Source organism: Parasphingorhabdus halotolerans, from assembly GCF_012516475.1.
Classification (GTDB): domain Bacteria; phylum Pseudomonadota; class Alphaproteobacteria; order Sphingomonadales; family Sphingomonadaceae; genus Parasphingorhabdus; species Parasphingorhabdus halotolerans.
In genome coordinates this window covers 2,361,130-2,373,764 of sequence record NZ_CP051217.1, presented here as the reverse complement: position 1 = coordinate 2,373,764, position 12,635 = coordinate 2,361,130, and the positions used below count along the sequence as shown (strand labels likewise).

Sequence of the window (12,635 nt, the reverse complement as noted above, 5' to 3'; positions counted from 1 at the left end):
ATGCTACGCTGCGAGTGCAATCGGCAGGCTCGGACGGAAAATAGCGACCAGTGAAGGAAAAGGTGCAGATTGTTTGCCATCGCCAAATTTCAGGCGGCCCTTCACAAACCGCAGTTCAGCCTTTCCATAAATCCAGTTATGGAAATAGCGCGTGTCTGTGCGGGAATGCACCAGCAACACCACAGTCGCACCGGCAAGCGAGGCTAGATAGCATTTCTCGGCCCAGTCACCAATATTGCGGCCATAGGGTGGATTGCAGAATACAATGTGATCGCCCCAGTCCTGCTCAAGGCCGTTTTCAGACTTGGTATAGAAAATTTCGCATTTGGCATTTTCCGCTGTTGCACAGGGATCAAGAGTGAAACCAAATTCAGCATTGAGTGAGGCGAAGAAATCCGGCGGTGTCGCCCACTCTTCGCTGCGGCTTGAATATAAAACGCTACTTATTGCCATTTTTCAGTCCTCTTTTTGTCGAAAGGACTCGCTTCATATGCATGGAATAAGCGCTTGTAACCGTGCGGTATTTTCACGAATGAGAAGCAATACGCAGCAGTGATGGAGCATTTTCAAGTAATAATTTTACAATTAAACTTTAAGCGCCAACGTGCGTTATCAAGCCAACGGTCTTTTCTGAGTGCTCAACACCAAGAAGAATCTTGTAGCCATCATCAAAAAACGGAGGAGGGAACAAACTTCTGACAGTATGCATCGCGCCTGATCCAAGCCAAGCTTTTCCATGCTCCAACGAAAATCTCAAGACGCCTGCCACCAAATCGGAATAATCAACTAATCTTCCGCCTTCAGTGCCGCGAGCGCGAAAAAGTAACCCATGCTGTGCATGTGGACGAAGAAAAACCGATGGTGCAGCGATCCGCAAGTCAACTGTTTCGGTGAGCTTGCCTTTTGCTATACCTTTTTTTACCCGCTCTTTCCTACTATCGTCCGTGCGTATCAATAAAATGTAGGCAAATTCTCCATCGTCAGAGGAATTTCGTGCATCAAAGTGCATATATTGATTTTCAAGACCGGTTGACTGAGCGCGATGAACTGCAAACCAAAGAGCCACCCATACATTATCAACCATATCGAGCCATGTAGTTTGAATTCCATAATGCTGCAAAAGCGGCTCCTGAGCGTAATCTGGAATACTTTTAAAAAGCTTACTTGAAGCCGAAAAATCCTCTATTACTTTCGAGAGCTTTCGATGACGTTTATCTTGTGCAGTGTTACTTGAGATTCCTCTATAAAGTGTCGGCCGCATTGAACCGTATAACTTACGTTGGCCACGCACAAATATCCGTTCCCAAGGCTCAGATATATGCTTCAAGTATCCGATTGCTTGCATCAAGGCATGAGGACTATTCACATGGAATACCTTTTGACCTGAGACGTCCGTCTCGAAGCCGCAACCTGCAATAGTAAGTTTGGATAAATCGGCCAATTCTCTCTCCATAATTATTCAGTTTGAGTTAGTTTTACGTGCGCTACTACATTTTGAACCTTCAAATTCACCATTGGTCGCCGGGTTCAATATCAGTCTGGCCAGATGGTTTGGGCTGTTTTGGCGCATCCGATCCGTTTTCTTGAATCATTCCGATGCCAATCAGTGCAGAATGATGGACAGCATATTTCTGCCGCATAATCTGCTGCAAGCGCTGGCGGTCGATTTTGGACATTTTCGGCAGGCCTTCCAAATAGCCGAACGGAAATGTCAGAGGAACTGCGCTTTTGGTAGCGCCTCTGATATGCACTGCAAAACTGCCTTTGCCTTGGGCTTCAATAAACTCGGCTTGCGTATAAAGCATTGGTGCTAAGACCCTTGCATCTTTGGCTGAGACACCGCCTGCAAATTTGATTGCGGTATTGGCGGCAAAGGCTTCTTGCAGCTTGGGTTCCAATTGGCCGAGATACTGGTGGGCCAGCACCATTCCGACATTTTGCTTGCGCGCCTGAGCTAGAATAATGCCGATATTGCGGTCAAAATAATCTTGCGCTTCGTCGATATATACAAAGGTTGGGATACGCTTTTCTGGCGGCAATGTGGCGCGTTCCTGCGCAGCCTGTGCAATCATAGCGATGAAAAAACGGCCAAAGATTTCTGTTCCCTGCTCCTTCAGCAAATCCTTGGCCGTGTTGATCAGGATGATTTTGCCTGCGTTCATTTCCTTGAACAGATCGAGCTTGGATCGTGGATGCGAAAACATTCGTTCGAAGGTCTGATTTTCCAAGATACCCCAAAGACGGCGTAGCACCTGTTTCTTAGTCTGTTCAAATTCGCGGGACGAAAATTCGGTCTCGAAAAAATGTTTGGCCGTGCCGGTCAACTTGGCAATGCTGTCAGCAAATTTCTTCTCGCCGCCCGGCTCCATAAGCTCGCGCAAAGTGTGAATGGTGGCGTCGGGAATATGCAGCATGAGCCGCGTTACATAACGGAAGATCACATTCTGCTTCTGCGTCATTTGGGCATCAAGCAGCGTGCCCAGTACAAAATCATAAAGCTCAAGGATAGAATTGGTCAGCCGTTCGCGCTCCAGCGGCGCATAGCCTTGCAAGCGGTCCATGCCGACATCGAACAGGTTGAGTGATACTGGATACTCAACATCGGTCGGATCAATGATGACAATCTTATCGCGCAGTGCCCCCTCTGGTCCGAAAACGGCCATCTGTGAGATATTGCGGATCAAATCGCCCTGACTATCCAAAACAACAATCGAACGCGGCTCCTGCTCCATTGCAGCCAAATCCTGCGCAATCAAATATTGGAGCGTTTGCGTTTTGCCGTGGCCTGAACCTGCAACGATGTGATGATGCTCGAAACGGGATTTGGTGAGGATCGTGAAATTGAGCCGCTGGTCAAATAGCTCCAACAACGGCGTTCCGGCGAGATAGGTTTCGACCATTTGCTCCGGCGATTTCGCATCGAATTGCTCCGGCATTTTGGGAGCGCGATTGAAGCTCGCTGGATCAGCGGGATTGCCGCCCGATGCTGCGACAACATTGCGCTCAAGCCTGCCGCGCAAACGAGACAGGACGCCTAACTCTTCCAGTTCTTCGTCAAAGGCTGATTGCAGCGTTGCACCAGTCACGCTGCCCAAGTCGGCAATGCTGCGAAGCAAATCGGTTTCAACAGCAATGCCCTCTTGATCTTCACTCGCGTTTCGCAATGCCGGACAGGCAGTGTAGATCGCGCTCAGTATCTGACAGACGGTTTCGCCAAGCTGGCGATAAATTGCATCAAAATTGTCGGCCAGTGTTTGTTGCCGGGTCAGCCCTTCCCGAATGTCCCAAAGCTCGGCAATTGTGCGCTTCTGGCTCCAGTCAATCGCAGGCAGAATATACAGCTCTTCATAATCCAGCAGCAGCCGCACGAACGCGCCGATAATGGCCGCTTGCGAAGGTGGCTTGCCATCTGCCTGACTGTTTGAAATGCTTTGACCGTCGTGCGGAATATCGAGATGTTGGCAAATATCGGCAGTCAGACGATCAATCAATCCAGCGCGGTTATGGTCGCCGTCAATACCGGTTTCGACAAAGGCCTGTTCGGCAGCGCGATATTGTTCGCGAACCAGCTCTTCTTCGCTGGGCCTGAACAATCGATGCCAAAAGGCATGGACACGCGCACCGAACGGTAATTGCATTTAAGCGAGTCGCAATATGAGCTGACGCGCCTCATCCTTTGGCAGCGCATCGATTTCAATAGTTTCTGCGCCGTCCCAGTGCTTGGCGCTTTCGGCCACCTGCCGCAGAACATAAACCATATCGTGCAATCTGGCTTCCTGCTTAGCCAGTTCAATCACGCTGCTGCATTTGAAATTTCGACCCTCCAGCAAATCGCGAACATAGATTGTTTCGCGCTTCTCGTTGATCCACCAATAGGCGGCACCGCCGCCAGCCAACAATCCCAGAACAACTGCCACTTTGGTTCCGGCCATTGCCGACAGAACGACACCGGTCACGATAAATACCGCAAAGCCCAGCGCTGCTGCCGTGCGGATAAGATTTGGCTGTATCACTTCGACCAATGCGCCATTGGCGAAGCTGTATCTGTCCATCAGCGCTTTTTCATCGGCGGTAATTTCCAGCTTCGCCCAAAGCTTAAAATTGATACGCGCTATTTTGCCCGGTGTTTGTTCTCTCTTAAATAATAGATTCATTTCAGTCCCCCTCTGTTTGCTGTGACAAGCAGTTGTATCGTCTTATGAAATAAGAGAGAGGGTCAAGTGTATTCTGACCTTGAGAGATATTTCAGGAAAATTGGGTTCGGGAAATTCTTCATAATTTTATCGAGAAAATTATGAAGTCACGAAAAGCCATTTGGGCGTTCTGTTCAGCTACGGTGTGCGATGCTCAGCTATGAATGGGGATAGGTTCGGGCGAGTTATGGGGATAGTGGTTCGCGTTAAGCAATGGATATCTGCTCTTGCTGAATTAACTTTCTCTCGATCAGCTCGGCCTTTGTCTTTTCTGGCTCAGGCGTAAAAAATAGAATCTTCAAATTCCGTTCTGCACGTGAAAAACACACATAAGCAAGTTTGCGACCGCGCTCCTGCTGCCCCTCAGTTGGTTCGCCCGCAGTTCCCGGCGTTAATAACTTTGAGAAACTGTATTGATTCCAGCTAGCTTCAATATCATCAAATACGACAAGGACGTTCGGATATTCCTCACCCTTCACGCCATGCTGCGTGCTATATGGCGTATTCTCCGAAATGAAATCACGGTATGCGAACAGCTCCGTTGTGGGCATAGCGAATAGGCCATCGGCCAACCAATCTCCCTTCTCCTCATTATGCAACTCTTCGTCGAATTCTTCCGTTCGGGGCGCTCTATCGAGTTGCTCAGCTAGTCGATCAGATACTGGTATCAGCTCACGATCACGGCAATACGTCAGCACATCTTTGATTGATGACGCTTCCCAATGTTCTACCAGCTCTTTGAGTTGGGCTTGAGACTGGTCAATCATATCCTTCAGTTTGCGGTCAGCGTTGGAACCGTGCGGATCGTATGCTGGGCTACTGGTCCTTAGAATGTCGATAATCTTGCGGCTCTCGTTATTTTGAAACGCCTCGATCAGCGGGCAAATAACTGTGAGAAATGGCTTTAGAAGGTGGTGGTCACCTGATTCGTAATCGTCCTGAGCGCGCATTGAAGCAAATTGCCCGGTAAAAAGCTGTTGCAATCCAGAAAATTTCAAACGCCGAGCAATCATCTGCCGGACCAGAAAAAGCCGGATAATATCGGGCTGGTCTGTCCAACCCCAGCCTTCGATAGCCTGGTCCATAGCAGCTAATGCGCGGTCCAGTTGTGCATCTGAGTAACGCTTGCGCTCTCCTTCAGGTGCCTCCGCTCGGACCAACTTTATTTCTACGCTGCCTTCCACATCGGCATTTGGACCCGCCGCTACCTGTTGAACATCTGCACGGAAAGCATTCAAAAACTCGATCACTTGCGGAGAGCAGCGGAAATTCTCAACCTTGGTGATTGATAACCCATCTTCTGGAGGGGCAAAGTCGCCCGCCCTGCCATCATAAATCTGCTGCCAAGGATCGCCGAAGTAACCGACTATGGGTAAACCGGGCTGCGCGCAGGTCTGATTTATGCCTTCAACGATAGGCACAAACGTATCTTGAGCTTCATCCACAAAAATGAATGGATAACGAGCACCAATCAATCGGCGGAAAGTCGCTCGCTCGCGGAAAAGGTAACCGGCGATTTCGATAACATCATCATGGCTCATTTTCCCATTCAAATAGTCGCTGAAAACAGCATCATCGTATGAGAATGACACGACCTCTGGCAAGCCAGCCAGCTCATTCTCCAATCGAGCAACCTTCTCCCTTGCTTTGCGGGCTGTCTTCGTTTCTTTGCCAGTGTCTTGCTCAGCAGCTTTGGCAATCAAGGCGGGCAATCGGTGATTTATAAGCGCGTCTCGGATGTCGTCACCAAATCTGCCGATCTCGCCCCATAGGAAGCTATGGAGCGTTGACACCTTATACAGATCGTCGAAGCCTAGTCGCTCTCCGATAACTGCGACAGCTCGTTTTGTGAATGTGATGCAGGCAACCCGTTGACCATTCTGGCGGAGGGTCTCTCCATGCGTTTTCCGAACTTCACCAAGCGCGTCAACAAGAGAAGTGGTCTTACCAGAACCTGCGCCTGCGATCAGTGCAAAGCTACGATTCGTGGCAAGGCATTCACGGACTGCTTCATCTGCGGCGGTTTGGATGCGGTCTGACATATCTATGCGGGCTCATCGTTGACTGGGCCGTGCAGCCGCGTTTCAAGCCATCGAAGTCCGTCGGAAATATACTCTGGAACCTTCCAAACTGTGTCGCTGGAAAGCATATCCATTGCGAAGTCGGTTTTCTTGAAACTACTTGATTTTATACGATCATATATCGCTTCATAAGCATCATCGAGACCCGCTGGCACAGCAAAACGCAAATTCAGGGTTCCGTCTCGCAAGAGTGGGAAATTTTCGTAAGCAAATGCTTCCTCCAGTGTGCGCGGTCGCATCGTTAGAGTGTCATCGCCATCAGTCACCACAATGTCTTTTTGGAACGTTATGTATCGGTCTCGCTCTTCATCCGTTTTCTGCTGGGGTGTAGCTGCTATCAATTCTGCAATAGAATTCAAGCCAAGCAAGTGCTTCAAAGTTGCGTTAGATGTTAGCGCACCTGCCGTGTCGGCACGGCAAGCTGGATGATGCCCGTCTGGATGGACTGAATCGAGGTCTGTCACGATGATATAGGGAATGTGCAAGAATGCGAGTAACTCATCGAAACGGTGAGCGTAAGCGCCGCCGATCTCCAGAACGGTAAGGTAAGATGTTTTTAATCTGCTTGCGGCTCGGTCAATCATTGTAGGCATCAAAAGTTTCTCGACTGATCCCTCAACCAAAATTGCTGCATCAGCAAAAAAAGGTCGCAATGCGTCAAACGCAGGTAGCGCTTTAAGAATGCCAACACCTCTTCCTTCGAAGCTTCCTGACCTTCCAATTGAACTGACGTAGGTTGGAAGTCGCTGAGGCTGTGAACCTGCGTTGCGTTCAAGACTTTAGCGGTTTCTGGTGCTTCGCCATGCAAGTGACAACGTCGAAAATAGCGCACCTTACCGAACTCAGTCGCGTCTAATATATGCGAGGAATGGGTTGTCACTATTAGTTGGGGAATCCAGTCGCCAGCCTCTTCTGCGATTGCAGATTGCTGAATAACTTCCCAAATATTTGCGATAAACGTCTGCTGCACCTGAGCGTGCAAATGCACCTCTGGCTCTTCGATAAAGATAATCTGGCAAAGCGGACGGTTCTGGGCGGTGCGTACCCATTGGGAATGATAATGCTTGGCTTGAATTGCCATGTAGATGAGGTTTTTAAACCCCAGCCCGTTGTACAGTTCTGGCAGTTGATGCCCGCGTTCAGTGTCAATATACAGAAGATCTGTGCTTCCACGCAACGCTGTTTCAGGATTAAGCGTTGATACGATCTGCAATTCACGATCGTTCATCGATGGAACGCCAATCCCTTTAATCACGACCATAATCCCGGTGAACTGCTGAGCATAATGAGTGGTGAGTTTATCGTTATTCTCATCGATAACGCGGTGCGCCGCTTCTGCTACCTCGGGCCGTTCAAGATTGTTTTTGTAAAAGCCCGCAAACGCGTTCGACAGCTTGTTACTTCGAGAACCTTCCTCATCGTCGATGTTGCGCTGCGCTTCCACAAAGTCAATACGAACGAGAGTGTTGAGCAGATTTCTACCTTCGTCTTTGTCCAATGGTGATGCGACCACTTCCGCATTAGTAGCATCGAGCGAAGCATAGGTGACCTCGAAATGACGATTGAGTTCACTGTCATTCGAAAGAAATGCGGATAGCGTCTTGGTTTGCGGCTCGCCTTCCTCTTGCGGGTGTGCTGCCATGAATGCATCGCGAAGTTTGACGGGGTCGGGTGTCGTATAGCGCAGTCGCACGCCTAGTCGTTCAAAATTGCCTACCAAATTTGGAAGTAGCGTAATCGCTCGTCCATACTCAATCGAGTTGGGATCGATCTTGAACCAAATATCCAATTCAATTGCTGGAAGTGTTTCCGCTTCGCCGTCAACGCCAAATGTGTCGAAATCAACTACCCGTGCGACCGAAAAATCATAAATTTTGAATTTACGTTGTCCAAGGAAACATCTGAAGATTGCTGTCGCTGACGTCTTACCGCTGTTGTTAGGACCAACAAACACCGTCTCTCGCTCTTCAATCCCGGCTGATATATTTTCAAGCCGGCGGAAGTTTTTTATGTCGATGCGGTCGATTTTCATTTCAAGTTATGCCCATTTATTCCGTCTTTTGGATATAGGGTAATAATACTCGAAACTTTACTGATTGTCAGTTGTTTAAATTGGGTGACCGGGCTTGCAAACCCGATCACCCGCTCCTTTAGTAGGAGTGTCGGGCTGGTTCTTCGCGGCTTTTCAATTTGACGGCGAGCCAATCTAGCACCTCGGCCTCAACCCATCCCACTCTGTTCGGGCCTAGCTGTACCCGCTTGGGGAATAGGCCTGCCTTTTCCAGTCGTGCGATGTGCTGGGGTGAGTATAAAACTAGCTCCTTCAACTGACGCTTTGAAAGTATCCTCATCACGATTTCTCCGTTAAGAGAGCATCGCGATGCTCAAGGTTACGACAATACCCCGAGGCATCGACACGCTAGCAGCGAATCCCATTTGAGAGAATAAGTTCTTCAAACCGGAACATTGCCGAGCATAGCATCGCAAGTTTTGAGGTGGCCTATTAGGTGGGCTGAAATTTCAATTTTCTAATTTTCTAATTATTTTCAATAGTTTATTAGAAATCTTGGTGCCCAGAAGAGGACTCGAACCTCCACATCCTTGCGAATACATGCACCTGAAGCATGCGCGTCTACCAATTCCGCCATCTGGGCTTACCGGGCATATTGCCTGATCAGAGGCGCGCGATTAGCGGGTGGCGGGCGATATTGTCAATGATTCATATGGCTATTCTTTTGCAGCTTTGGAATCCGATATTGCGCGCTTGCTCCAGGTAGGGCAAAAGCGTTTTAAATCGGGCTGCAGGCGCAGTCTTCTGGATCACGAAAACAAAATAGGGTAATTATGACGCTCAACGGGCAACTTATATGTGTTTTTGGCGGCGGCGGGTTTTTGGGCCGTTATGTTTCGCAACAGCTTTTGACGCGCGGTGCGCGTGTGCGGATTGCCGAGCGTAACATTAAAAACGCAATGCATATCAAGCCACTGGGTAATCTGGGCCAGACCCAGTTTGCCAGCGCCGATGTCACCAAGAAAGAGAGTGTGGTCCGGGCCGTTTCCGGCTGCGATGCGGTGGTTAATCTGGTCGGTATATTCGGCCGCGGTATGGATGCAGTAAACGGCCAAGGTGCGGCCAATGTTGCAGAGGCAGCGGCAAGCGCGGGATGTTCGGCGCTGGTCCAAATGTCGGCCATCGGCGCGGATCCGGCATCGCCTTCGCAATATGGCAGAAGCAAAGCGGCCGGCGAAGATGCGGTGAGAGAAGCTTTCCCCAGCGCGACCATATTGCGGCCTTCGGTTGTATTTGGTCAGGAAGACGAATTTATCAATCGCTTTGCCGGATTGATTGCGATGCTGCCGGTGGTGCCGATAATCGGGGGTGATACGAAGTTCCAGCCGATCTATGTTGGCGATGTTGCCGATGCTACTGCCGAAGCACTGGAAAATGCGCGCGAACATAGCGGCAAGACATATGAGCTAGGCGGGCCAGAGGTCATCAGCATGGGCGACCTGAACCGCCGGATCGCGCAGATGACCGGACGGGACCGCAGCTTTATAGATATGCCAGATATTACCGCCCGGGTCATGGCGATGATGCCCGGCTCCCCGATGTCGACCGACCAGTATAAGATGCTGCAGCGAGACAATGTGGTTGCCGATGGCGCACTTGGTTTAAGCGATCTGGGAATTGCCGCCACGCCGCTTGCGGCCGTCACCCGTGGATGGATTGAGAAATATATTAATCATGGCCGCTTTGGCGCGAAAGCCAAAGTTAGCTAGCGCAAACTCTTCATAAACTAGAACCAGATCAAGAGCGCCACGCCCATTAGCACCCGGTAGACGACGAAAACCATCATTGATGCTTTGCGTAAAAACTGCATCAGGAAGGTCATGGTAGCAAACGCCGCAATAAAGGTCAGTACGCCAGTGATCAGCGCCTCTTTCAGCAGTTCGCTATTGGCGTCCATAAGATCTGGGACGATCAATATTCCGGCACCAGCGACCGCCGGAATAGACAGCAGGAAAGAAAAGCGGGCGGCTTCCACGCGGCTATACCCGAGAAAGCGCGCTGCCGTCATGGTCACGCCGGAACGGCTGGTGCCAGGGATGAGCGCCAGCGCCTGAGCGAGGCCGACGATGATGCCGTCTTTCAGAGTCATATCCTCGAATGACTTGACTTGCCGACCGAGCCGGTCCGCTACTCCCAGCAATATACCGTAGATGATAAGATTGATGCCGACGAGCGTTGTACTGCGAAAACCTTCCAGGTAGCCGCCTGTTTTCAGAAAAAGCCCGACGATCACGGCCGGTATTGTGCCGATGATAATCCACCAGAAGAGACGGCGTTCTGCCGGAGCCTGACCGATACCGATGGACGCCAATCCGCCTTTTCCCAGTGCGATCACATCTTTGAAGAAATAGGCGATGATGGCCAATAGCGAACCGACGTGCACGGCAATATCAATCATCGGGCCCTGATCGGCATAGCCGGTAAAAACCGGCAGCAAGATCAAATGCCCCGAGGAAGAAATCGGCAAAAATTCGGTTACGCCCTGAACGATCGCGAGCAGCAACATCTGGATGAACGTCATAAGTTAAGCCTTGCAAAATTTGATGCGGATTTTGCCGGGGCAATAGCGATCTTGCGATATAATGTCGTGCAGAAAATATATGTCCGTTTCGAGACTTTTATACGCATTCGATATGTCAATCTGACTAACAGCATAGCCTCCAGCAATTTATAAGGCAGTTATTCTGTCCTATATTGCCGTTTCTCCGTGACTCTCTCACAAATTTATTTTAGATAACGCCGGTAATGCACACGCTGGAGGGCGTATCATCACATCAATAATCACTGGAAATGAGCGATTGGCATGACAAAGGCTCCGCAGAAACTGGATATGCTGAAATTTGTAGAGGATGGGCAGGCCTATCCCGAAAAGCGTGAGCCGACGTTGCGCGCAGAAGATTTCCACGAAATTGCTGATCGTTTTCCGCCTGAAAAGGCCGCCGAACAGGCTGCGCGTTGTTCACAATGCGGCGTGCCCTATTGTTCGACCCACTGCCCTTTGCACAATCATATTCCCGATTGGCTGAAACTCACTGCCGAAGGGCGTCTTCGTGAAGCCTATGAAATGTCAAACCTGACATCGACCATGCCCGAGATTTGTGGCCGCATTTGTCCGCAAGACCGCCTCTGTGAAGGCAATTGCGTAATCGAATTTTCCGGCCATGGCGCAGTCACAATTGGCGCTGTGGAAAAATATATTACCGACACCGCATGGGAAGAAGGCTGGGTTGAACCACTCGAGCCGGGAGCACCGCGCGGGCAATCGGTTGGCATAGTCGGAGCCGGACCTGCGGGTTTGACCGCAGCAGAATATATGCGTGTCGCGGGCTATGATGTGCATGTCTATGATCGCCACGATCGCGCTGGCGGTCTGCTGACATACGGTATCCCCGGCTTCAAGCTGGAAAAGCATATCATCATGCGGCGGGTTCAGCGATTGAAAGATGGCGGCATCGTTTTTCATGAGAATTTTGAAGTTGGCAAAGATGCTACGCTGGATGAACTGCGCAACAAGCATGCTGCGATCCTGATTGCAACCGGCGTCTACAAGGCACGAGAAATCAAAATGCCGGGCGCCGGCGCGCCGGGCGTCGAGGAAGCGCTGGATTTCCTGATTGCTTCCAACCGCAAAAGCTTTGGCGATGACGTGCCGGAATTTGGGCCTGATTCCGGTGGAGGCCGCTTTAACGCCAAGGGCAAAAACGTCGTTGTGATCGGCGGCGGTGATACTGCCATGGATTGTGTCAGGACATCGGTGCGGCAAGGGGCCAAATCCGTGAAATGCCTTTATCGCCGGGACCGTGCCAACATGCCAGGCTCCCCCAATGAAGTGAAGAATGCCGAGGAAGAAGGCGTCGAATTTGTCTGGTTATCCGCGCCGAAAGCGTTTGAGGGCACCGATCATGTCACCGCCGTCAAAGCCACCCAAATGCGTCTCGGCTCGCCCGATGCCAGTGGCCGCCGTTCGCCGGAGGTCCAGCCCGACAGTGACTTTACGCTGGAGGCTGATCTGGTGATCAAGGCGCTGGGCTTTGATGCCGAAGAATTGCCAGCGCTTTTTGATTGCCCCGACCTCAGCGTAACCCGCTGGGGCACGTTGCGCGTCGATCACAAGTCCATGATGACCAATCTGGACGGCGTGTTCGCGGCTGGCGATATCGTGCGCGGAGCCAGTCTGGTCGTCTGGGGCATCAGGGACGGCCGGGATGTTACCGAACATATGCACCGGTATTTGCGCGAGAAGAATCAGGTTGAAAAAGTAGCAGCCTGAACGCTGCACTGCATATTGCA

General features: G+C 50.6%; 11 protein-coding genes and 1 tRNA gene. 2 read left to right on the top strand and 10 right to left on the bottom strand.

Annotated elements, in window-relative coordinates:
- Nucleotides 1-3 precede the first annotated feature (3 nt).
- The 9 genes from HF685_RS11690 to HF685_RS11655 all read right to left on the bottom strand — a co-directional run bounded on the left by HF685_RS11690 (nucleotide 4) and on the right by HF685_RS11655 (nucleotide 8,928).
- Complete coding sequence (locus HF685_RS11690; protein WP_168820126.1) at nucleotides 4-453, bottom strand: DNA N-6-adenine-methyltransferase; 450 nt, start codon at nucleotides 451-453, stop codon at nucleotides 4-6.
- Between the two features lie 139 nt (nucleotides 454-592).
- Nucleotides 593-1,441 (bottom strand): FRG domain-containing protein, encoded by an 849-nt coding sequence (locus tag HF685_RS11685; protein ID WP_211051159.1) that lies wholly within the window; start codon nucleotides 1,439-1,441, stop codon nucleotides 593-595.
- A gap of 67 nt (nucleotides 1,442-1,508) precedes the next feature.
- Nucleotides 1,509-3,638, bottom strand: coding sequence for a type IV secretory system conjugative DNA transfer family protein (locus HF685_RS11680; RefSeq protein ID WP_168820124.1), 2,130 nt, complete (start codon nucleotides 3,636-3,638; stop codon nucleotides 1,509-1,511).
- Nucleotides 3,639-4,154: a hypothetical protein gene (locus HF685_RS11675; protein ID WP_168820123.1), complete on the bottom strand. Its 516-nt coding sequence runs from the start codon at nucleotides 4,152-4,154 to the stop codon at nucleotides 3,639-3,641. It abuts the gene before it with no gap.
- A gap of 245 nt (nucleotides 4,155-4,399) precedes the next feature.
- The gene (locus tag HF685_RS11670; RefSeq protein WP_168820122.1) at nucleotides 4,400-6,235 is read right to left on the bottom strand and encodes a UvrD-helicase domain-containing protein; all 1,836 of its coding nucleotides are present in this window, start codon (nucleotides 6,233-6,235) and stop codon (nucleotides 4,400-4,402) included.
- 2 nt (nucleotides 6,236-6,237) lie between these two features.
- Entirely contained in the window at nucleotides 6,238-6,858 is a 621-nt protein-coding gene (locus tag HF685_RS16115; protein ID WP_211051156.1) for a TOPRIM nucleotidyl transferase/hydrolase domain-containing protein, read from the bottom strand.
- 8 nt (nucleotides 6,859-6,866) lie between these two features.
- Nucleotides 6,867-8,306 carry an ATP-binding protein gene (locus tag HF685_RS11665; RefSeq protein ID WP_211051153.1) on the bottom strand — a complete coding sequence of 480 codons (1,440 nt, stop codon included), beginning with the start codon at nucleotides 8,304-8,306 and terminating at the stop codon, nucleotides 6,867-6,869.
- Nucleotides 8,307-8,424: 118 nt separating this feature from the next.
- Complete coding sequence (locus HF685_RS16725) at nucleotides 8,425-8,625, bottom strand: helix-turn-helix transcriptional regulator (RefSeq protein WP_168820121.1); 201 nt, start codon at nucleotides 8,623-8,625, stop codon at nucleotides 8,425-8,427.
- Nucleotides 8,626-8,841: 216 nt separating this feature from the next.
- Nucleotides 8,842-8,928: transfer RNA gene (locus tag HF685_RS11655), tRNA-Leu, on the bottom strand.
- 190 nt (nucleotides 8,929-9,118) lie between these two features.
- Between HF685_RS11655 and HF685_RS11650 the strand changes: the two genes are divergently transcribed.
- Nucleotides 9,119-10,054 carry a complex I NDUFA9 subunit family protein gene (locus HF685_RS11650; protein WP_168820120.1) on the top strand — a complete coding sequence of 312 codons (936 nt, stop codon included), beginning with the start codon at nucleotides 9,119-9,121 and terminating at the stop codon, nucleotides 10,052-10,054.
- Nucleotides 10,055-10,071: 17 nt separating this feature from the next.
- On the opposite strand, the gene HF685_RS11645 is transcribed toward HF685_RS11650, so the two are convergent.
- Nucleotides 10,072-10,866 carry an undecaprenyl-diphosphate phosphatase gene (locus HF685_RS11645; RefSeq protein ID WP_168820119.1) on the bottom strand — a complete coding sequence of 265 codons (795 nt, stop codon included), beginning with the start codon at nucleotides 10,864-10,866 and terminating at the stop codon, nucleotides 10,072-10,074.
- A gap of 282 nt (nucleotides 10,867-11,148) precedes the next feature.
- Between HF685_RS11645 and HF685_RS11640 the strand changes: the two genes are divergently transcribed.
- Nucleotides 11,149-12,615: an NAD(P)-dependent oxidoreductase gene (locus HF685_RS11640; RefSeq protein WP_246218600.1), complete on the top strand. Its 1,467-nt coding sequence runs from the start codon at nucleotides 11,149-11,151 to the stop codon at nucleotides 12,613-12,615.
- The last annotated feature ends 20 nt before the right edge of the window (nucleotides 12,616-12,635 follow it).